This is a genomic window from Pseudomonas sp. A25(2017) (assembly GCF_002001065.1).
Taxonomy (GTDB): Bacteria; Pseudomonadota; Gammaproteobacteria; order Pseudomonadales; family Pseudomonadaceae; genus Aquipseudomonas; species Aquipseudomonas kilonensis.
The window spans coordinates 133,061-153,559 of record NZ_MUOA01000046.1; the positions used below are offsets into that span (position 1 = coordinate 133,061).

The window sequence follows — 20,499 nt, forward strand, 5'->3', positions numbered from 1 at the left end:
GTTAACGTGCCCTCAGCAGGTTCAGGGTGCTGCGACCGAACATCCGCATCGACGCCGGCGGCGGTGACGAGGGCCGGTCCGACTGGCCGAAACGGGCCTCCAGCCAGCGCTGGAAAAAGCCCCACAACGTGGTCAGCAACAGGAAATAGATCGCCACCACCAGGTACAGCTCGAACACCCGGAACGTCGCCGACGTGACCATCTGGGTACTGAGCAACAGCTCCTGTACGCCGATCACGCTGACCAGCGTGGTGTTCTTGAGCATCACGTTGAACTCGTTGCCCAGCGGCGGAACGATGACCCGGAACGCCTGGGGCAGCACAATGCGGCGCATCAGTTTGGCGAAGGTCATGCCCAGCGAGCGCCCGGCCTCGTATTGGCCCTTGTCCACCGCACCGATGCCGGCGCGGATGATCTCGGCCATGTAGGCCCCCTCGTTGAGGCCCAGGGCAATGATCGCCGCCTGGATATTGCCGGGGATCACCAGGCCGAACAGGTCGATGTCTTCGAAGCGGAAAATCCCGCCGGCGGCCAGTGCGGTGTAGAGAAAGACGATCTGCACCAGCAACGGTGTACCGCGCATCAGCCACACGTAAAAACGCACAGGCAAATGCAGCAAGGGGTTGCTCGACAACCGCAACAGCGCGGCGGCCAGCCCGAGAGCACAGCCCAGCAACATCGCCAGCACACTGATCAGGCAAGTCAACCAGAGCCCGGTGAGGTACACCCCACTGGGCTGCAACAGGTACTGCCAGAACACATCCCAATTGAAATTCATCAACGGTTCACCTCAATCGAGTGTGTCACTGGCGACATGCCATTTGCCCAGCAGTTGGCTGTAGCTGCCATCGCTGCGCATATCGCCGATGATCTGCTGCACGGCGGCGGTCAGTTGCGGATCGTCCTTGCGAATGCCCAGGCCGGTGAGAATCCGGCTGAAGGCTGGCACGCCCTCCTCGAACAGATCGGGCGCCATGGTGGCGTAGTAACCGGCGGTTTCCACGGTGGTGCCGTAGGCGTCGACCTGGCTGATGCGCAGGGCCTGGAAGGCATCGGTGTCGGTGTTGTAGACCACCAGTTTCATAGGCGGCTTGCCGGCCTTGGCCAGGGTCTCGTTCTCGGCGTCGAGCAGGGTCTTGATGGTGGAACCGTTGAGCACCGCGACCTTGTCTCCGGAGAGATCCGGCAGTGTCTTGAGGCCCTTTGGATTGCCCTTGGGCACCACCACCGCCTGGCTGGAATACATGTAGTTGACGATGTCGATCACCTCGCGGCGCTCGGGTTTATCAAACAACTGGTCGACGATCATGTCGCACTGGCGGGCCAGCAACGCGGGGAGCAATCCGGAAAAGGGAATGACCCGCCACTCCACCTTCTTGTCGCCCAGGCGCTTGGCGATTTCCAGCCCCAGGTCCACGGTCAGTCCCTTGGGTTTCTGCGCCTCATCAAAGGACACCAGCGGCGGCGAATCCATGCCCGAGCAGTAGACGAGTTTATCGACCTTGAGCAAACGCTCCGGGACAACGGGCGCGGCAACCGCCCACTGCGCACAGAAACCCAAGGATAAAGCGGCAACCAACAGGCGAGGCTTATGCATGACCAGACACTCCAGTTCAGTAAGTAACGGGCAGTACTCAAAGTCAGAACACGGGCAGATTCGAAACCTGCTCTCGTTATTTTTTTGATTGCAGGAACTCGATCAATTCAGGAACGGTGCCTTCGATGTGCGCACGCACCACCGCCTCGGCCTTGTCGGCATCGCCCGCACGCAGGGCGTCGAGAATCAGCATGTGCTCCTGGCGCGCACTCAGGGGCTTTTCCACGTGCTGCAACCACAGGCGCATGGGCGCTTCGATCAGGGAATAGAGCGCGCTGATCTGCTTGAGCAATCGCGGGCGACCGCTGAGGCTGCACAGGTATTCATGGAACGCGCGATGGCGGCTGACCCACTCGGCGCTTTCCTCGCGGTAATCGTCCATCTCGTCCAGCAGTCGCTCCAAGGCAGCCAACTGGCGCTCACCAATCCTGGCTGTCGCGACACGGACTGCCAGGCCTTCCAGGGCGCTGCGCATCTCGAAGACTTCGTGCAACTCATCGATGTCCAGGCCGCTGACAATCGCCCCGCGATTGGGTCGCAGGGTCACCAGGCCCTGGGCATCCAGACGGCGAAAGGCTTCGCGCACCGGCATCCGGCTCATGCCGATCTCGTTGGCGATGTCCTCGGCAATCAGCCGGTCGCCTTTGCGTAACCGACCGCCACAAATCGCATCGAGCAGGAAGTTGTAGGCCTCCTCCTCGGCAGTCATCGGTGGGCGTTCAACGTAAGTCGGGGCAAATTGCATGGCAGCACCTTCTGCATTTTTGTATCCAATTATCCATGGATTCAAAAAAGCAGAATGCGTGCCAAGCTCACGCACCACTGTGCAAGTAATTGATTTTAAGGAATTTACTTGGAAAAACGACTGCCAACCTGAAGACCTGGATCGCCCAGGTGTGCTACCAAATAGCTCAGTGGCTGCCTTTTAGGGGTGCAAGATGGCGCTTCGGTAACATCGCGAATACCGTTCACTTAAGGCTGGCTAGATGAATTGTGGCGAGGGGATTTATCCCCGCTGGGCTGCGAAGCGGCCCCCGAACCAGGCAACTCGGTGTGCCAGGAAGATTGAGTTCAGTGCTTTTGGGGCTGCTGTGCAGCCCAACGGGGATAAATCCCCTCGCCACAGATTTCGCCTGCGCATCTGGAGCCCATCATGCAGGCGCCCGGGGCGTATCCGAGGGTGACTCGCCAAACAGCGCCCGGTAATGGGCCGCGAAATGACTCAGGTGGAAAAAACCCATCGCCACGGCGATTTCACTGACGTTCAGTGCCGCCGCACGGGTCGTGATCAAACGCCGGCGCACGGCATTGAGCCGCAGGTTGCGCAGGTACTCCACCGGACGCATCCCGGTCACCGCCTGAAAACTGTTCTGCAGGGTCCTGCGGCTGACCCGCAATTGTTCGCACAAATCGAGGATGCTCAAGGGCACATCGGCGCTGGCGACGACCAGCTCCTGGCAACGTTTGACCAGATAGGCACTGACGGCAAAATTGCCGCGCCGGCCACGCACCTCGTCCGAAGCGTGACTGAACAGGTCGAGAAAGGCGTTGAGCAGGACGTCTTCGAGGATTTTTTCCGCGGCGGGATTGACCGCGTCCGCCTGTTCCAAAAGGTGACGAAACAGTGGGTGGATCCTTTGCTGCACCCGGCGCAGCACCGCCTCATCCACGCTGACCTGGGACACGCTTTTCAAGCGCTTGAGCTGTTCGCTCGACAGTTCGTAGGCCGCCAGCTTGGCGAACCGCACCGTGTCGACATTAGCCGCGAAGAAGTGCATGCCTTCCGGGGCGTGCAAGACGAAGTCCTCGCCATCGCGCAACAGCACGACACTGTGAGCGCCCACTTGGTGCCCCTGGACCACCGGCGCACCGCCCAGCGACATGGCAATGCACAAGCGCCCTTTGGGCGCGCAACCGCGCTGCACCACACGTTTATCCAGCACCTCCTGGAATATCTGGAAACGATCGGCACACACCTGCCGCAGTTCGCTGGAAAGGCAGCCACGCCCGAGTTGGTCATAGACCTGTTGCCAGCCCAGGATCGAACCGGCATGTTGCTGAGGATCATTGAAGGTACGGACTTCGGCGAACATGATCATTGTTCCTCGGTGACGCTGTACTTACTACCCGGTGCTATACAGGAGCTGTGTCGGACGCTGTGTAGGAGCTGTCGAGCGAAGCGAGGCTGCGATCTTTCCAAAGACACTTGAATCTCAAGCGAAAGATCAAAAGATCGCAGCCTTCGGCAGCTCCTACGGTGAACAGTGTTTATCGCCGGAAAACCAAAGCCAGTTCCGTGCCAAGCATGTGCAAACGATATTCGCCTGCCCTGACGTCCATCGGCGCCAACAACGCCCCGGACAGCACCACCTGCCCCGCTTCAACGCGCTGCCCGTCGGCCAGCAACCGCCGGACCAGCCAACACAGATTCGCCAGAGGGGTGTCCTCGCGCGCCAGGACGTTACCTTCACCGCAGGGCACGCCGTCATGCACCAGGCGATAGTTCACTTCGGGCAGTCGATCCGGATCGAACCCCACCCTCGCCCCGAGGCAATACAGCCCCGCGGCGGCATTGTCGGCAAGAAACGCCCCGACGCCGAAACGCCAGTCCTGCCAGCGACAATCGGCAATTTCGAATGCCGGCGCGACCTCGGAGATGGCAGCGAAGATGTCCTCGTCGCTGTAGAAACCCGGCACCAGCGTGCGCCCCAGGACAAACGCCAGCTCGATTTCCAGCTTGGGCTGGATCAGCCGTGCCAGGGTCACCGTGCTGCCGGGTTCCACAGCCATGGCATCGGTCAGCGCGCCCAATACCGGTTCATCAATACCGAAACGGTCCTGGGCGGCGCGGCTGGCGAAGGCCACTTTCCACCCGGTCAACCGCTCACCAGCGGTCTGGCGCCGACGCAGCGCCTCGCGTTGCAAGGTGTAGCCCTCCTGCTGGGCGACGGCCTGAGGCTCCAGCGAAGGCAAGGCGTGTACGGCCTGCGCGGCATCCTGAAGCCGGACCAGAAGATCGTCTTCACGCCTCATGAGAGCTGCTCCGCCAATTTGCGCAACACGCCTTCGAGCCGCTCGGGTGTGGTGATCGCGGCAACGAACCGATCCGGTCGCACCACCACAACGCAGTCACGCACCTTGGCAAACCATTCGCCCAAGCGGTTATCGACGTCCTCGACGCAAATGGCGCCATTGGCGGACAAGGGTTGGTTACGCCCCACGCCACTGCGCGAGCGATTGATCTGGATGAAACGCGTCTCCCAGCGCGCCCACCAAGCGGCGGTTTCTTCACTGAGCTGTTCGCTCGGATTGACCCGATACCCCAGCACCGCATAGGAATGCCCCAGCACATCGTCCAGGCGCCGGCGCTGGCCCTGGGCATCTTCGACAGACGGCTGGATGAACAACTGCCCAACCAGATCATCCTCATGCAGCTCGGCGCGCTCGTGATGAACCAGGCCTTTGGTGATGGTTGCCTTGGGTTTGAACTTGAATTCCAGCAAGTGCGAGCGCAGGTTGTCGACGCTGTTGACGGCCTGGAACAACCAGTCCCGCACACCGGCCATCAACGGGTTGGTCAGCCCCAGGACAGCGCCCATGTTGTCGGCCAACGCGATGAGATCGGTCGCATGCCCACGGCGCTCCTGGTCGTAACTGGCAAGAATCGCCGACGACGCCCGCCCTTGGAGGATCGCGGCGAGCTTCCAGCTGACGTTGGCGACATCACGCAGGCCGGAATTGAGCCCCTGCCCGGCCCAGGGCGGGGAAATATGCGCCGCATCCCCCACCAATGCCACCCGGCCCTGGACAAAGCGCGCCGCGACCCGGGAGTTATGGGTGTAGGCGCGGATCCGGATGATTTCCAGTTGATCGACCGCATCGCCGATATGCCCACGGATCAAGTCCCGGATCGTCGCCTCTTCGCACATCCGGGTCTCGTCTTCGCCCTCCAGGAGCATGAACTCCCAGCGCCGCTGCTGATACGGCAGGTAGATGCAGACGAAGGGTCGCTGAGGGTCGGCATGCAGGGCGGTGTACGGTGCATCCAGGGAGTCGTTGGCCGTGTCGATCACCACCCATTTGCGCGGGTGGGTCAGCCCCAGCAACTCGATACCGAGTTTCTTGCGCACGCTGGAACGTCCGCCATCGGCGCCGATCACGTACTGCGCCTGCAATTGATAGAGCTCGCCCTGGGCATCGCGCACCTGCAAGGTCACGCCCTCGGCATCCTGCTCCAGATCGAGCATTTCATGGCCCTGGCGCAACGCGACACTGGCGTGCTTGCCCAACTGCTCGCGCAAGGTCGTTTCAAGCAACTGTTGCATGAAGATGTTGCGCATCGGCCAGCCATAGTTTGCCGTGCTCGGCTTGACCTCGGCAAAACACACGCCTCGCGCATTGTAGTAACGCAGGGGCACGTTGCAGATCATGTCGCGCGCCGCCAGTTCAGCGATGCCGATGCCCTGCAACACCCGCAGCGCCTCGTCATCCATGCCCACCGCGCGGGGATACGGCAGCACGCCGTCAGCCAATTCGAGGACGATGCAGTCGATACCGTACAGCCCCATGTAATGAGCGGCCGTGATCCCGTTCGGGCCGCCGCCCACGATGACAACCTGGGTTTTCTCCTGCTTCATCGCTATTCACCGCTTTGTTGTTGTGGTTGTAGGCATTGGTCATACAAATAGTCCATGACGACAAGGTTGAACATTGCGCTTTGGTCATCATGGACGTAATGGCTGGCGTCGGCGATTTCCTCTGTGCGCACCCACTTATTGGCCTGCTTGATCGACTCGAGGGTCGCCAAGGGCAGGAAATCGGAACGGGCGCCACGAATGAACAGCGTCGGGCAATCCAGCGCCCGTACCGCCGGCCACAGGTCGGTCGGGGTAATACTCAGGCGCGCCTGGGCAATACCTTGCTGGTCGTGACGCCATTCGATGCCAGCCAGGGTTTCCTTCATGGAATACATCAACCTGGAAGCCAGCCCCTCCTGAGAGAGGCCAGGTCGCGCTTGCAGCCAGAACTGGGCGGCGCTCTCCCAGTCAGGAAACAACAACGGTGTCTGGCTCATCTCGCGCCGAATCCGCTCGGCGCCGTCACCGCTGACCGAAGAACCAGGGCCGATGTCCTCGATCACCAACGCTTGCAGTCGTCCCGGATTGAGCCGCGCATACTCCAGTGCATTGGTGCCACCGAGAGAATGTCCCACCAGGACGAAACGCCGCAGCTCCAGATGCGCCACCAGATCTTCAAGATCGTTGACATAGGCCTCGGTCCGATAACTGGCGGCATCCGCCCAGTCACTGTAACCACGACCACGCTGGTCAAGGGCGTAGCAGCAGTACCGCTCGCCCAATGCATTGGCCAGGCCATCCCAGGTCTGGGCATAGGAGCGCAACCCGTGGAGCAGCACCACCGCGATGCCCGACGGATTGCCCCAGGACAGATAATGCAGGCGCAGCCCTGATCGATTGGTGAAGAACTGGCTGTTTGCAGACATTCGTTCGCTTCCCACGATCCGTACCTCAATACAGGCCGTCATTGCCCTTGACGTCGGCAGCCTGGAGACCACCCAGGCGCGCATGCAAGCGCCCACGCGTGGCGAAGGCCCAGATGATGACCAACTCGTCGGCTGCGGGACCATCGCCGAACGACAGCGAAATGCTGTCGTAGTGCGAACGGACATACAGCGCATCCTTGTGGGCCAGCGGCACATCGATGGTCACGCCAGGCCCGCCACGCTTGCCCGTGGAAGGCACCCAGGATTTGCCGCCGCCCAACGCGACGCGGATCGGATCCGCCGCCGGGTTGGTCAGCAAGGCATTGCCATGTTCGTACTCGCCTTGGCTGCCCACCAGGCACGCCTTGCCGTAACTGACGATCTCGCGCTGGCCAGCCATTACCCGGATGCGCCGACCAAACTCCTGGCCCAGCAAAGGTGACGGCTCTATCAGCTCGGCCAGGCTTTCACTGAAACGGCCGGCATAAGGGTTGGCGATCACCGCGCCAATGGCGTACTTGAACAGCGGTTCACCGTCGGCCAACTGGCCCGTTTCGTTGGCCAGGGTTTCCTCGACGAAGCTGTACCATTTGCGGATGTGGTAACTGGCGAAATTTGCGGTTTTCATAAGAGCAGTCTCTTTCAAAGTGGGTCGAGATCGAAATGCCGGCTGGGGGCTCCAGCGGCCTTGAAGCGGGCCTTGCCGCGTGCATCGTCGTGTTCGGACTCGAGAAAGAATTCCAGGCGATTGCCATCGGGGTCGTTGAAATACACGCCGTTACCGATCTCGTGGTCGGTGATCTTCACCACCTCGACGCCCTTCTTCAGCAACATGCCGTAGAGCTTGCGCAGGGTGGTCATGTCGCCCGCGATCTCCAGCCCGTAGTGCTGCAGCCCCAGGCCGCCCTGGTGGGCCCCGGGTGCCGCGCGCAGCAACGCGATGTCGTGGTGCTTGGCACCGAAGGCCATCATGATCCAGCTTTCACCCCGGGCGCTTTCATGCATGCCCAGCACGTCGGCGTACCAACGCGCCGACACTTCAGGGTCGCTCACGGATAGCGACAGGTGAGTACGAACGACTTCGACTTTCATCGCGCGATACCTCAGTTCTTCTTGATGATGGATTGATGCCCGGACTTGATTTGCGCCACGGCGGGCGTCCAGAGCACATCAGCGATTTCACTGAATTCACGCCACTGCTTCTGCCAGCCGTCACCGCCGTTCTCGGAGGTGAACAGATGCCCATACTTGGTGCCGGCGACAATCTGGCGAGGGTCGGCGGGGTTCAAGGCAATCGCCCAGACACAGGAGTTGGGCTGTTGCGGCAGTGGCAACACTTCCCAACTGAGGGCGGCATCCCGGGAGACCAGTACCTTGCTGGTGGTGCCAGGGGTGCCGTCGGAAATGCTCAGGTAGAGCGTATCCTCGCTGCCCAACGCGGCATTCATGGCGCGCACGTAGTACAGGCCGAAGGTTTCCCGGGCGACGATGCCGGTCCAGGTCTGTCCCTCGTCGAGGCTGCGGTAAACGGCGTTGACACAGACCACGACGATGACCTTTTGCCCATGGTTGGGCAGGACCACGATGTTGTGCACGTCCGAGTTGTAGTCCCACAGCAGGCGGTCATCGACACGGGTCCAGCTGTCGCCACCGTCACGGCTGTGGAACAACCCACCCTCTTCCAGGCCGAACCAGAGCTGGTTGCGATCCGTCGGGTCGTAGGCGAAGGCCAGCAAGCGCGGACGACTGACGCCGTCGCAGAACTCCGGGATCTCAACCGGGGCACGTTCCCAGTGCTGACCACCGTCGAGGGTGCGCCACAGCACGGCGCGCGACGGCGCACCGGTGCCGACGAAAATGCGCTGTGCATCTTGCGGGTCCACGGCCACCTTCCAGACGGTCTGGCCGTTGAATGGCGAATCCACCCGCTGCCAATGGCCGCCGGTATCACGGCTGATGCACAGGCCGACGTCGGTGCCGGCATAGATCACCTCAGGTGTCCCCGGATGGAAACTCAGGGAGCGGGTGATCGCGTCGAATTCCAGGTCCTGGCCCAAGCCCAGGCGGTGCCAGGTACGGCCATCGTCGGCGCTGCGGATCACCGCTTGCCCTACGGTGGCGACCAAAAGGGTTCCGTTACTCATCACTGCTGCTCCTCAAATGAAGATGCCGCGGGTCAAGCCGCCGTCGATGCCAATCGATTCCCCGGTCACCGCACCGGCCTTGGGGGATGCGAGGAAACCGATCAGCCAGCCCATTTCGATGGGTGCCAGCGTGCGCCGGATCGGCGTCGCGTCGATGTAGCCCTGCTCCACCTGCTCGGGCGTCTTGCCCTGCTTGATCCCTTCGCGCTCGTAGAGCTCCTGGATGTGCGGGGTGTCCACAACGCCGGGGTGGATCAGATTGACCGTGATGCCGGATGGGCCCAGTTGGTCGGAAAGGGTCTTGGTCATGTGGGCGATGGCCAGGTTGCGCATGCCCGAGAGGACCTTGCTGCCACGCCCGGTCAGGCCACCGATGTTGATGATGCGACCGAAGCCGCCGGCCTTCATGTGCGGGGTCACGGCCTTGGCGCAACGGAAATAACCGATCACCTTGGTGTTGAGGTCCGAGAGCAATTCATCGTCGCCGGCATGTTCGATGTCGTTGCGCACCACACCGGACGGTGCCGCGGCGCCGTTGACCAGGATGTCGATGCGGCCAAAGTGCTTGTGGGCAGCCTCGACCATGTCGGACACCGCCGACATCTGGTTGGTGTCACAGAACAGCGGCAGCACCTCGTTGCCGGTCTCTGCGGTGATTTCCTCGGCGGCTTGCTGGAGAAACTCCATGCGCCGCGCGCAGATCACCACCTTGCAACCTTCCTGGGACAGAAAGCGCGCGACTTCCTTGCCAATGCCCATGCCACCGCCGGTGACGATCGCCACGCGGCCTTGTAATTCCAGATCCATAGCAGTTCCTCTTGTGATTGTTCGGCTCAGGCGAGATCGACGAAGACACTTTTGGTTTCGGTGTAGGCATCGATCACGTTCTTACTCATTTCCCGGCCCCAGCCGGATTGCTTGTAACCCCCAAATGGCGAGGCCGGGTCGACGACGTTCCAGCAGTTGATCCACACCGAGCCGGCCTTCAACTGGGCGGCCACGCGATGGGCGGAACGCAAGTCGCGGGTCCAGAGACCGGCGGCCAGGCCATAGGGCGAGTCGTTGGCGCGCAGCACCAGTTCATCGATCTCGGTCCAGCTCATGACGGTCAGTACCGGGCCGAAGATTTCTTCCCGGGCGACACAGGCGCGCTCGGCGCGGTCGAGAAACACGCTGGGCCGGATGAAGTGGCCGCGCTCCAGGTGGGCCGGCCGGTCACCGCCGCAGATCAGCTCGGCGCCTTCTTCCTGGCCCCGTTGCAGGTAGCCACGCACCGTGCCCAATTGCCGGGCCGAGACCAGCGGGCCCATGCTGCTGGCCGGATCCAGGCCTGGCCCCAACACATGGGCGGCCGCGTGGCGCTGGAGTTCCTCAAGCACCTGATCGAGAACGCTGGCATGCACGTACAGACGCGATCCGGCGGTGCAGACCTGCCCCTGGTTGTAGAAAATGCCGTCGGCGGCGCCCTTGGCGGCACGGGCGATATCGGCGTCCGGCAGGATGATGTTGGGGGACTTGCCACCCAGCTCCAACGACACCTTCTTCATGTTGCCGGTGGCCGCCTGGGCGATCAGCCGCCCCACCTGGGTCGAACCGGTGAAGGCGATCTTGTCCACGTCCGGGTGCTGGGCCAGCGGTGCGCCGGTATGCACGCCGAGGCCGGTGAGCAGGTTGACCACTCCAGCCGGGAAACCGGCGGCCTCGATCAACTGCACCAGGCGAATCGCAACCAGGGGCGTCTGCTCGGCGGGCTTGAGCACCGCGACGCAACCGGTCGCCAGCGCCGGGCCAAGCTTCCACACGCACATGGTCAGCGGGAAGTTCCATGGCACGATCAAGGCGCAGACGCCCACCGGCTCGCGCAAGGTGTAGTTGAGCATCGGTGCGCCGCTGGAGGGCGATACCGGCAGCGTGCTGCCTTCGATCTTGGTCGGCCAGCCAGCGAAATAACGAATGATATTGGCCGCACTGGCCGCTTCGCCCCGGGCCGCGCCGATCGGCTTGCCGTTTTCCAGGGTGATCAGTTGCGCCAGCTCTTCGCGATGCTGGTCGAGCAGTTCCGCCAGGCGAAACAGCAACAACCCGCGCTGGGCCGGTGAGTGCTGCGCCCAGGGCCCGGTGAAGGCCGCGCGGGCGGCAGCGACGGCGGCATCGACGTCGCGCTCGCCACCTTCGGCGACTTGCGCCAGGGTGTGTTCAGTGGCCGGGTTTTCCACGGCAAACCGACGGCCATCGGCGGCGTCCTGCCAAGTGCCACCGATAAACAGCCGACCCGGTTGCGACAGGAACTTCTCGACCGTAGGTAACAATTGAATCGGGTTCATATCCGCTCCTTCACAGTGCCATTTCAATCAGGCAAGGACCGCCATCGGCCTTGGCGTTGGCCAGGGCGCGCTGCAACTCACCGTTGGTGTGCACGGTGCTGGCCGGCAAGCCGTAACCCTTGGCCAAGGCCTTCCAGTCGATCCGTGGACGGTCCAGCACCGTCAGGCTCAGGGCCTCGGGGCCCAGGTCGGTCATGCCGAAGCGGCGCAGCTCGTTCTGCAAAATGGCGTAGCGATGGTTGGCCGCGATCAGGATCACCACCGGCAGTTGCTCGCGGGCGATGCTCCACAAGGTCTGGATGGTGTACTGGGCACTGCCGTCCGATTGCAGGCAGAACACCTTGTTGCCACGCTCGGCCATGGCGGCGCCAAAACCCACCGGGATGCCCTGGCCGATGGCCCCACCGGTGTTGGTCAAGACCCGATGCCGTGCGGCATGGGCCGAAGCGGTGAAGAATGGATAGCCGCACGTCCCGCCTTCCACCGAAACGATGCAGTCGTCCGGCAGCGACGCAGCCAACACCTGACCCACGGACTGCGGGGTCAACGTAGCTTCGCTTGGCGGCAGCTCGATGCCGGTTGGCGTTGGCACATAAGCCGGCGCTTCAAGGGCATCGGCCAGCGCAGTGAGCGCGCCGGCAACATCGTCCCCTACTTCCGCCAGACAGAGCAGGCGTTCACGTTCGGCCAGGCGAGAAGCGATGCCTTCGTAGCCGAAATAACTGATCGGCTCCGGCACGCCAGCGCACACCACCGCGTCGTACTGGTCAAGAATCTCAATGGCGACTTCGGGGAAGTACGGCAGGCGATCCAGGTCAGGCAAACCACCGCCGCGATAACTCAGGCGCGGAAAGGTTTCGGCGAACAGGCGCACGCCCGGCAGTTGCGCCAGGCGCCCCGCCGCTTCGAGCCCGGCGACCGACAAGCCTTGGTCGCCGACGATAAACACCAGGCGCCGACCATCACGCAGTGCCTGGGCGACCGCCTCGATCCGGTCACCGGCAAAACGCCGAACCGGGGCCTGCAATGCGGTGAAGGCTTTCTCGTGCTGCACCGTGTTGGCTTGCAGGTCCATCGGCAGAATCAGGCTGGCGATCTGGCCGTTGGCCTGCCAGGCGGCACGCACCGCCTCCTGGAAATCTTCACCAACGCCCGATGCCGTGCGCGAGGTACGTACCCACTTGGAAACGCTGCCGGCCAACGCCTGGATATCACTGGCCAAAGGCGGATCGTAATTGACGTGCCAGGACGCGTGATCGCCGATGACGTTGACGATCGGGGTGTTGGCGCGACGCGCGTTGTGCAGGTTGGCAATGCCATTGGCAAAGCCTGGCCCCAGGTGAGTCAGGGTCATCGCCGGCTTGCCGGCAATCCGGCCATAGCCGTCCGCAGCACCGGTGCACACCCCTTCGAACAAGGACAACACCGGCTTGAGGGCTGGCGCACTGGCCATGGCTGCCACCAGGGGAATTTCAGTCGTTCCGGGATTGGCGAAGCAGTATTCGATACCGCTCGCCACCGCCGCTTTCACTATCAGTTGCGCACCATTCATTTCCAGCCCTCTTGATCGAGCGTTTGCAGTGGCTGAGATTTATCACATAGAAGAACCCTCCACTCAAGTATTTTTTACACACAAAAGCTCTTATTTTGAGATTTATGCAAAATAACCACGAGAATAAGGCCATCAATCCGTTTGTTTTTCTCAAGCACTGGCGTATCGTGGCAACGCTCTGTCCGTCTAGTGAGCGGGCTTTCCATCATCGGCGCACCTACCTATAGTGCTCACCCAAACGACCACCTACGCGCCATTCCCCCCTTTAGGAGCGAAATGAGCAGTCTGAGCAAAATGCTGAGTGTGCTGGACCTGTTCGGCCCGGCAACGCTGAAGATCGACCCCGACACCATCGCCGAACGCATGGGCCTGTCACGGGCGACCGTGTACCGCTACGTCAAGGACCTGTGTGATGCTGGCCTGCTGGTCCGGGTGGATGCCGGCAGCTACGGCCTGGGGCCACGCATCATTGAACTCGACTGGATGATGCGCCAGTACGACCCGATCCTCGTGGCGGGCCGCGAGTTGATGCACCAGCTGTCCGAGGCCACTGGCCTGGCGGTGTTCGCCAGCGTTTTCTATGACGGCCACATCATCAACACCTACATCGCCGAACCCGATAACACCTACCAGTTCGCATTCGGTCGCGGCCAGCCACTGCCGTTTTTTCGCGGTGCGCAATCCAAGGTGCTGATCGCCTTCCAAAAGGGGCGGCGCCTGCAACGCCTGTTCGAAGAACACATGGCCAATGACCCCGACAACGGCTTTGACTGGGCAAGTTTTTCCAAAGCGGCGAAAAAGATCCGCAAGGACGGCTATTGCCTGACTCACGATGAACTCAACCTGGGGCTCACCGGTATCGCGGCGCCGATCATCAACCCCGGGCTCGACGAGGTGGTAGGCAGCCTTTCAGCCGTCGGCAGCACCGACAGCTTCAAACTGCTGCGCCAGGAGACCGTGGTTGAAATGGTGATGGACACCACCCGACGGATTGCCGAGCGCATGCACAACCCGCCTGCTGTCGGCTAGAAAGCACAGACACTGCTCACTCAAGAGAAACGATCCCCTGTGGCGAGGGGATTTATCCCCGTTGGGCTGCGCAGCAGCCCCCTAAGCAGTCAACTCAATCTGTCTGACACACCGGATTGCCTGCATTTAGGGCCGCGTCGCGCCCCAGCGGGGATAAATCCCCTCGCCACAAGGTTTATCGAACAGCCCCTGCTTCAGAACGGCACGGCCACCGTCACCTGGCTGTACACGTTGGTGCCATTGCCCGCCACTTGATTGCCCCCGGTCGTTGCATCCCGATCCGGCTTGTAGAGGCCTATCAGCGGCGTGATGATCAAATGCTCGTTGACGGCCCACTCGGCATACAGATCCAGCTCACGGGCATCCAGGTTCAGGGCGCTATCTTTGCGTACCGTGTTGAAATCAAAGTACAGCGCACCAAGGGTCAGGTTTTCCAACGGTTTGGCTGTCAGGCCGACATGATGAATGCCCGTGTTGCTGTTGAAGGGCCCGGCATAATTGCCCGCGACTTCACCCTGGAACCAGGTGCCGTAGCCCGTGCTGAGCCCGGTGAACAGCGAGTCCCACTTCTGGGAATAGCGGGTGTAGCGATACGTCAGCTTCGGGGCCCAGGCGAGATCGGCAAAGGTGTAGCCGGCCTCGGCGTACCAGGCGTTCTGCGGGCCGGCGTCCTTGTCCTGCCAGGCGTATTCGAATGCCAGGCTGGCGTTTTCGATGCCCGCGTCGCCTTCACCACGAATGCTGTAGACGTCCATGCCCTTGCGTTGCTTCTGGAAATCGCTGGCCCACTGCTCGTTCACGTCAAGACCATGTATCCAGGTCAGTCCCAACGTGCCCGCCTTGGCGGTGTAATCGAGCGTGCCGGCGGCCAGTTCGGTTTCGGCCTGGGCGCGGTTATCGGACTTGAGCCACACCACACTGCCATGCAGCCCATCCTGCCCGCCCAGACGTAATACGGCGGTTTGATCAAACGCGTGCCGGGCCGCCAGGTAATAGGCGCCACCGCGATTCAAGCGACCACCGGCAGGCCCTTTGCCCAGATTCGGCCCGTCATCGTTGATCAAGAATCCCCTGCCCAGCTTGACCACCTGGCGGCCGCCGGAAATATCGACGCCGTCCTGCCCCAGCACGGGAAACAGATCGGCGGAACGCCACCCCAGGTAAGCGTCTTCAATCTTCGTCGTGCGCTCGCTGCCCAACGTATTGCCGGCCGCGTCGCCATCGCCCCAGGTGGCGGAACTGACCAGGCTGAACGCCCCGTAGGCGGTGCCATGGCCGGCCAGGCCCTGGTCGCCGCTGACGCCATACTTGATGAAGCCTTCGCGCCAGGTTGAACCACCTGGCGTGCCGTCGTAGTTCTTGCGACTGTTGAAAAGACCGAACACGGCCAGCATGTCGGCGTTGAGGTGAGTGTCGTCATCGGCATACAACTCATAGGCCTGGACCTGACTCGCAGCGCAGAGCGCCAGCGTACAGGCAAGGCCACTGCCGAAAAATCCCATACGCGATAGGTTCCGCATGGCTAGAGCTCCTTGTGGTGCGCCTTTGATAGGCTGTTTTTATATTCAGGAGCCGGTGCCGCAAGCGGCGCCGGCTGGCTGGGCTAACGGCAGTCGGCAAGCGCGCTGTCCAACGCGCCGACCATCATGGCGGCCTCGTCGGACGTGAGGGTCAGCGGCGGCGACATCACGATTTTGTTGCCTATCGGGCGCATCAATACGCCGGCCAGGCGCGCCTGCTCGGCAATGCGCGAGGCCAGGCCCGTAGCAGGGTCAAGCGGCTCGCGCGTGGCCTTGTCCGCCACCAGGTCCACGGCGATCATCAAGCCCTTGCCGCGCACTTCGCCCACTACCGCATAACGCTCGGTCAGCGGTTGCAGTTGTTCCAGCAACTGGGCACCGACCTTCCCGGCGTTGCCCGGCAGATCCTCGGCCTCGACGATGTCCAGCACCGCCAGGGCCGCCGCGCAGGCAGTCGGGTGCCCGCTGTAGGTGTAGCCGTGCATGATGACGTTGCTGAAGCCCGGGCCGTTCTCGATGGCATCGACCATGCGCTGGTTGAAGACCGTGGCCCCCATGGGGATGTAACCAGCGGTGATGCCCTTGGCCAGGCACAGTACGTCGGGGGCGACACCCCAGCCACGACTGCCGAGCATGCAGCCGGTGCGGCCGAAACCCGTCACCACTTCATCGGCGATCAACAGGATGCCGTGGCGGTCGCAGACTTCGCGCAGCCCCTTCCAGTAGTACGCCGGCGGCACGATCACACCACCGGCACCTTGCACCGGTTCGGCGATCAGCGCGGCAATGGTCTGCGGGCCGAGCAGCGCGATCTGGTCTTCCAACTGACGAATGCAGTGCGCGGTCAGTTCTTCCGGATCGCGGCAGTCCCAGGGGTTGCGGTACAGCCACGGCGTGTCGAGCAGATGACAGCCAGCCAGCAGCGGCCCGTGGTTGTAGTGATACACGCCGTTGCCGCCCACAGAGGTGCCGCCCACGTGCACGCCATGGTAACCATTGCGCAATGAGAGAAAGCGCGTGCGCCCTGGCTCGCCGCTGGCGATCCAGTATTGGCGGGCCATTTTCAGGGCCGTCTCAACCGCATCGGAACCGCCGGAACTGAACAACACCCGCGCCATGTTTTCCTGGGCGAACATCGACGTCAGCCGCTCGGCCAGGTCGAACACCCGCGGATGGGCGATGCCGTCGAAGGTCTGGTAATAAGCCAGTTCGTCCAGCTGCGCGGCAATGGCCGCCTTCACTGAAGCTCGATTATGGCCCACGTTCACGTTCCACAAACCGCCGATACCATCGAGCATGCGATGGCCTTCGATGTCGGTGATGTAGTTACCGTCGCCACGGGCGATGATCAACGTCTTGGAGCGGTTGGCTGGCGCCGAAGAACTCATCGGGTGCCAGAATTTTTTTTGTGCTGTCTTGTAGTGCTCGTACATGGTTGCAGTCCTCACTCTGTTTCACGCTTGCGTACGTACAGCAGTTGCTGGCCGGTGAACTCCAGCAACCCTTCAAGGCCGAACTCGACGCCGAACCCGGACATCTTGCTGCCGCCAAACGGCGTATTCGGCTGGATCTGCGCATGGCAGTTGACCCAGGCCATGCCACATTCCAGGCGACTGGCCAGGGCCTGTGCCTGCTCGCTGTCGCGTCCCCAGACCGATCCACCCAGGCCCATGTCGCCCGCATTGGCGCGACGCAGGACATCCTCGACATCCTGATAGGCAATCAGCGGCAACACCGGCCCGAACTGCTCCTCATCCACCAGGCGCTGCCCATCGGTCACATCGGCGACCAGCGTCGGCGGATAGAAAAAGCCCGGGCGGTCCAGACGAGCACCGCCACACAACACCCGCGCCCCCTGGGCACGGGCATCGGCCACCAGTTCCTCAACCAGCTTCAACTGTTCGAGGTTCTGCACCGGGCCAAACGTGACCCCGGGCGCCAGGCCCTCACCCACCACCTGACGCCGGGCGATCAGGGTCAGGGCCTCGGCAAAGGCCTCGTACTGGGATTGGTGGATGTACAAGCGCTTGAGGGCGGCGCAGGTCTGCCCCATGTTCAGGAATGCAGCCTGGAAAATATCTTCGGCGACCGCCTCGACCGAGGTGCCTGGCAGCACGATGGCGGCATCGTTGCCGCCCAGCTCCAGGGTCAGGCGCTTGAGGTTGCCGGCGGCGCCGCGCATCACGCTTTGGCCGGTGGCGGTGGAGCCGGTGAAGACAATTTTCTGGATACCGGCGTGGGCGGTGATCGCACTGCCGAACCCTTGCTCACCGGTCACGCTATTGATCACGCCCCGAGGCACGTGGCGAGCGATGACTTCCACCAGGCGCAGGGTGCTCAAGGGGGTCAGGCTCGACGGTTTGCTGATCACGCAGTTACCGGCCCGCAATGCCGGCATGATGTGCCAGACAGCGATCATGAACGGCCAATTCCAAGGCGTGATCGACGCGACCACGCCCAACGGCTTGCGGTGCAGTTCAATACGCTGGGTTGGGGTTTCTTCCACCAACTCCACGGGAATCTGCTGCTCGGCGGCATAACGCGTCCAGGCCACCGCGCCCATCACTTCGGAGAACGCCAATTCCAGTGGTTTGCCCTGTTCCAGGACAATGAGCGGGGCCAAGGCCTCGGCTTCCTGTTCGAGATCGGTAGCGATGCTCAGCAGGCGCTGGCGGCGATCTTCATGGGTGCTGTGTCGCCACTCGACAAAGGCCGACTGCGCCGCTTCGACAGCGAGGTCCAGCTGGGCCAGGGAACCGGCCGCGCATCGAGCGAACACCTTACCGGTCGCCGGATTGAGCACATCAAAGTGCCCGTTCTCACCGTCGACCCGAGCCCCATTGATGAGCATTTGATAATCGTGCATAAAACCTTCCTTTCACGCGCTGACGAACCGTCCCGAACGACAGCGGACTTGTTTTCTGGGTGGATTGACGTTGTGCCTGACGCCTTAGAGCTTGTGGCTTCCCAGCGCCATGAATCGCTCGGGCGATGCCTTGCGCAATCGAGCGGCGAGGAACACACCGACGATCAGCGCGGCGGGAATCACCGCGCATAGGCCATAGGACAGGAGCTGGCTGGCGCCGGTCAGCACGTCGAAATGAATCACCGCAAGGGCCAGGACCACCAGCAATGCCAGGCACGAAAAGACCGGAAGAATCCGACCGCGCCAGAGCCCCAGCTTCAGCTCCGGGTGAGCGCGGAAATAGACAAACACCGCCGCTGAGGTCAGCGCCATGAGCAGGATCACGCACAGCGTGGCCAGGTTGGAAAACCAGGCGAACAGCTGAAGGATCGGATCAGCGTCCAGCGCGGCAAAGATCAGCACCACCACCGCCGCGATCAGGCTTTGCAGGACCGAGCCCATGTGCGGACTCTGGTGCACGCGATGGGTGGTGCCCAACCGGCTGTGCAGCAAACCGTCGCGGCCGATGGCATAGAAGTAACGCGCCGCGGCATTGTGGAACGCCAGCAGCCCGGCGTAGATGCTGACCATGAACAGCACGCGGATGATCTGGGTCAGGTGCGGGCCGACAAAATGATCGGACATGCCGTAGATGAACGTCGTTGGATCCTGGAGCGCCTGCAGGGTCGGCACGATCTTGTCGGCCCCGACGCCGATCACCATCGCCCAGACCGACAAGGCATAGAAACCACCGATCAACAGCACCGAGCTGTAGGTGGCAATGGGAATCGTGCGGTGCGGATTCCTCGCCTCCTCGCCGTAGATGGTGGTGGCCTCGAAGCCGATGAACGCCGCGAAGCAGAACAGCAAGCCGATGGACGGCGTGCCGCTGAACACATGGCTGCGCTCGAACGAATCGAGATTGATGCCACTGTCGCCACCGGTCTTGAGAATGGCGAAATCCAGCGTCAGGATCGCCAGGTACTCGGCAATCACCACCACCGACAGTACCCGGGCCGACAGGTCGATCTTGCGATAGCCAAGAATCGCAATGCTCGCCATCGCCAGGAGCGAATAGGTCCACCAAGGCAAGTCCAGGCCAAAGACGCTGGCCATCGTGCCACTGACCACCCCACCGAACATGCCATACAGGCCGACCTGGAGGATGTTGTAGGCAAACATCGCCAACACCCCCGCCGCGCCACCGGCCAAGCCCCCCAAACCGCGGGAGGTGAAGGCATAGAAACCACCGGCGTTGGTCATGTGGCGGGACATGGCGGTGTAGCCCGCCGAGAACGCCAGTAACACCAGCAAGGCCAGGAGCAGCAATGCCGGTGTGCCAGCGCCGTTGCCCAGCATGATGCCAATGGGAAAACCGCCGGCGATGACGCTCAAGGGACTCGCCGCCGAAATCACAAAGAAGATGATGAAACCGACACCCAAGGCGCCGCGCTTCAACTCCGTCGAACTGCTGATCGGGAAAGATACGCTCATTGTTCTTGACCTTATTGTATGAGGCAGTTGTTGCTGGATCGCAGACGCCAGCTTCGCCGACTTCCAAAAGCTTATTGTTCTGGTTGCACACTGGATTCGATGCTAGGCCGTTGCCAAACCCACTCGCTATCCCAAAACGGCAGCATCCGAAGCCGCGCCCCAAAACAGGTCAGCCCCATCAGAGCCAAGGACATTCCTGTGGCGAGGGGATTTAGCGAAACGTCGCACCGCCCCGCTGGGGCGCGAAGCGGCCCTAAATGCAGGCAACCCGGTGTATCAGACAGATTGAGTTGACTGCTTAGGGGGCTGCTGCGCAGCCCAACGGGGATAAATCCCCTCGCCACAGGGGACGTCGTCGCTCTAAGTGCCCCGCATTAGCCCAATGCCGGCGCACAACGGCTGCCGATTCGGGATAACCGGCAGGCGCTTCC

General features: G+C 62.2%; 18 protein-coding genes. 1 reads left to right on the forward strand and 17 read right to left on the reverse strand.

The features are described from left to right. Position 1: 1 nt before the first annotated feature. The 13 genes from B0E42_RS07665 to B0E42_RS07725 form a co-directional block, all read right to left on the reverse strand. Positions 2 to 778, reverse strand: a complete 777-nt coding sequence (locus B0E42_RS07665; protein ID WP_077506137.1) for an amino acid ABC transporter permease — start codon at positions 776 to 778, stop codon at positions 2 to 4. A gap of 12 nt (positions 779 to 790) precedes the next feature. After that, complete coding sequence (locus B0E42_RS07670) at positions 791 to 1,597, reverse strand: ABC transporter substrate-binding protein (RefSeq protein WP_018600568.1); 807 nt, start codon at positions 1,595 to 1,597, stop codon at positions 791 to 793. Positions 1,598 to 1,673: 76 nt separating this feature from the next. Then, a complete protein-coding gene (locus B0E42_RS07675; protein ID WP_024616528.1) occupies positions 1,674 to 2,342 on the reverse strand; it encodes a GntR family transcriptional regulator in 669 nt (222 codons plus the stop codon). Positions 2,343 to 2,748: 406 nt separating this feature from the next. Next, entirely contained in the window at positions 2,749 to 3,690 is a 942-nt protein-coding gene (locus B0E42_RS07680) for a helix-turn-helix domain-containing protein (protein ID WP_077506206.1), read from the reverse strand. A gap of 175 nt (positions 3,691 to 3,865) precedes the next feature. Further along, positions 3,866 to 4,630 carry a 2-keto-4-pentenoate hydratase gene (locus B0E42_RS07685; protein WP_077506138.1) on the reverse strand — a complete coding sequence of 255 codons (765 nt, stop codon included), beginning with the start codon at positions 4,628 to 4,630 and terminating at the stop codon, positions 3,866 to 3,868. Next, positions 4,627 to 6,234 carry a bifunctional 3-(3-hydroxy-phenyl)propionate/3-hydroxycinnamic acid hydroxylase gene (locus tag B0E42_RS07690; protein WP_077506139.1) on the reverse strand — a complete coding sequence of 536 codons (1,608 nt, stop codon included), beginning with the start codon at positions 6,232 to 6,234 and terminating at the stop codon, positions 4,627 to 4,629. The genes B0E42_RS07685 and B0E42_RS07690 overlap by 4 nt, the downstream gene beginning before the upstream one ends. A gap of 2 nt (positions 6,235 to 6,236) precedes the next feature. After that, entirely contained in the window at positions 6,237 to 7,100 is an 864-nt protein-coding gene (locus B0E42_RS07695; protein ID WP_018600559.1) for an alpha/beta fold hydrolase, read from the reverse strand. A gap of 25 nt (positions 7,101 to 7,125) precedes the next feature. Beyond that, positions 7,126 to 7,728, reverse strand: a complete 603-nt coding sequence (locus B0E42_RS07700) for an amino acid synthesis family protein (RefSeq protein WP_053179077.1) — start codon at positions 7,726 to 7,728, stop codon at positions 7,126 to 7,128. A 14-nt stretch (positions 7,729 to 7,742) separates the two neighbouring features. Next, on the reverse strand, positions 7,743 to 8,192 hold the full coding sequence (locus tag B0E42_RS07705) for a VOC family protein (RefSeq protein WP_003200799.1): 450 nt from the start codon (positions 8,190 to 8,192) through the stop codon (positions 7,743 to 7,745). Between the two features lie 11 nt (positions 8,193 to 8,203). Next, positions 8,204 to 9,244: a YCF48-related protein gene (locus tag B0E42_RS07710; protein WP_053179075.1), complete on the reverse strand. Its 1,041-nt coding sequence runs from the start codon at positions 9,242 to 9,244 to the stop codon at positions 8,204 to 8,206. A gap of 12 nt (positions 9,245 to 9,256) precedes the next feature. Then, on the reverse strand, positions 9,257 to 10,051 hold the full coding sequence (locus tag B0E42_RS07715) for an SDR family NAD(P)-dependent oxidoreductase (RefSeq protein ID WP_024619778.1): 795 nt from the start codon (positions 10,049 to 10,051) through the stop codon (positions 9,257 to 9,259). Between the two features lie 26 nt (positions 10,052 to 10,077). After that, complete coding sequence (locus B0E42_RS07720; protein ID WP_077506140.1) at positions 10,078 to 11,568, reverse strand: aldehyde dehydrogenase family protein; 1,491 nt, start codon at positions 11,566 to 11,568, stop codon at positions 10,078 to 10,080. A gap of 10 nt (positions 11,569 to 11,578) precedes the next feature. Continuing rightward, positions 11,579 to 13,120, reverse strand: coding sequence for an acetolactate synthase large subunit (locus B0E42_RS07725; RefSeq protein WP_018600546.1), 1,542 nt, complete (start codon positions 13,118 to 13,120; stop codon positions 11,579 to 11,581). A 276-nt stretch (positions 13,121 to 13,396) separates the two neighbouring features. Here B0E42_RS07725 and B0E42_RS07730 point away from each other — a divergent pair, with 276 nt between their 5' ends. After that, positions 13,397 to 14,149 (forward strand): IclR family transcriptional regulator, encoded by a 753-nt coding sequence (locus B0E42_RS07730; RefSeq protein ID WP_077506141.1) that lies wholly within the window; start codon positions 13,397 to 13,399, stop codon positions 14,147 to 14,149. A gap of 194 nt (positions 14,150 to 14,343) precedes the next feature. Here the strand turns inward: B0E42_RS07730 and B0E42_RS07735 are convergent, their stop codons facing one another. The 4 genes from B0E42_RS07735 to B0E42_RS07750 all read right to left on the reverse strand — a co-directional run bounded on the left by B0E42_RS07735 (position 14,344) and on the right by B0E42_RS07750 (position 20,068). Further along, positions 14,344 to 15,669: a hypothetical protein gene (locus B0E42_RS07735; protein ID WP_053179069.1), complete on the reverse strand. Its 1,326-nt coding sequence runs from the start codon at positions 15,667 to 15,669 to the stop codon at positions 14,344 to 14,346. A gap of 83 nt (positions 15,670 to 15,752) precedes the next feature. Then, positions 15,753 to 17,102, reverse strand: a complete 1,350-nt coding sequence (locus tag B0E42_RS07740; protein ID WP_053179067.1) for an aminotransferase class III-fold pyridoxal phosphate-dependent enzyme — start codon at positions 17,100 to 17,102, stop codon at positions 15,753 to 15,755. A gap of 11 nt (positions 17,103 to 17,113) precedes the next feature. After that, complete coding sequence (locus tag B0E42_RS07745) at positions 17,114 to 18,535, reverse strand: aldehyde dehydrogenase family protein (protein ID WP_018600537.1); 1,422 nt, start codon at positions 18,533 to 18,535, stop codon at positions 17,114 to 17,116. A gap of 84 nt (positions 18,536 to 18,619) precedes the next feature. Beyond that, a complete protein-coding gene (locus B0E42_RS07750) occupies positions 18,620 to 20,068 on the reverse strand; it encodes an APC family permease (protein ID WP_077506142.1) in 1,449 nt (482 codons plus the stop codon). Positions 20,069 to 20,499 lie beyond the last annotated feature (431 nt).

Bases quoted from the DNA above. Each gene is read 5' to 3' on its own strand.
- B0E42_RS07665 (WP_077506137.1), bottom strand. From the start codon at position 778: ATGAATTTCAATTGGGATGTGTTCTGGCAGTACCTGTTGCAGCCCAGT.
- B0E42_RS07670 (WP_018600568.1), bottom strand. From the start codon at position 1,597: ATGCATAAGCCTCGCCTGTTGGTTGCCGCTTTATCCTTGGGTTTCTGT.
- B0E42_RS07675 (WP_024616528.1), bottom strand. From the start codon at position 2,342: ATGCAATTTGCCCCGACTTACGTTGAACGCCCACCGATGACTGCCGAG.
- B0E42_RS07680 (WP_077506206.1), bottom strand. From the start codon at position 3,690: ATGTTCGCCGAAGTCCGTACCTTCAATGATCCTCAGCAACATGCCGGT.
- B0E42_RS07685 (WP_077506138.1), bottom strand. From the start codon at position 4,630: ATGAGGCGTGAAGACGATCTTCTGGTCCGGCTTCAGGATGCCGCGCAG.
- B0E42_RS07690 (WP_077506139.1), bottom strand. From the start codon at position 6,234: ATGAAGCAGGAGAAAACCCAGGTTGTCATCGTGGGCGGCGGCCCGAAC.
- B0E42_RS07695 (WP_018600559.1), bottom strand. From the start codon at position 7,100: ATGTCTGCAAACAGCCAGTTCTTCACCAATCGATCAGGGCTGCGCCTG.
- B0E42_RS07700 (WP_053179077.1), bottom strand. From the start codon at position 7,728: ATGAAAACCGCAAATTTCGCCAGTTACCACATCCGCAAATGGTACAGC.
- B0E42_RS07705 (WP_003200799.1), bottom strand. From the start codon at position 8,192: ATGAAAGTCGAAGTCGTTCGTACTCACCTGTCGCTATCCGTGAGCGAC.
- B0E42_RS07710 (WP_053179075.1), bottom strand. From the start codon at position 9,244: ATGAGTAACGGAACCCTTTTGGTCGCCACCGTAGGGCAAGCGGTGATC.
- B0E42_RS07715 (WP_024619778.1), bottom strand. From the start codon at position 10,051: ATGGATCTGGAATTACAAGGCCGCGTGGCGATCGTCACCGGCGGTGGC.
- B0E42_RS07720 (WP_077506140.1), bottom strand. From the start codon at position 11,568: ATGAACCCGATTCAATTGTTACCTACGGTCGAGAAGTTCCTGTCGCAA.
- B0E42_RS07725 (WP_018600546.1), bottom strand. From the start codon at position 13,120: ATGAATGGTGCGCAACTGATAGTGAAAGCGGCGGTGGCGAGCGGTATC.
- B0E42_RS07730 (WP_077506141.1), top strand. From the start codon at position 13,397: ATGAGCAGTCTGAGCAAAATGCTGAGTGTGCTGGACCTGTTCGGCCCG.
- B0E42_RS07735 (WP_053179069.1), bottom strand. From the start codon at position 15,669: ATGCGGAACCTATCGCGTATGGGATTTTTCGGCAGTGGCCTTGCCTGT.
- B0E42_RS07740 (WP_053179067.1), bottom strand. From the start codon at position 17,102: ATGTACGAGCACTACAAGACAGCACAAAAAAAATTCTGGCACCCGATG.
- B0E42_RS07745 (WP_018600537.1), bottom strand. From the start codon at position 18,535: ATGCACGATTATCAAATGCTCATCAATGGGGCTCGGGTCGACGGTGAG.
- B0E42_RS07750 (WP_077506142.1), bottom strand. From the start codon at position 20,068: ATGAGCGTATCTTTCCCGATCAGCAGTTCGACGGAGTTGAAGCGCGGC.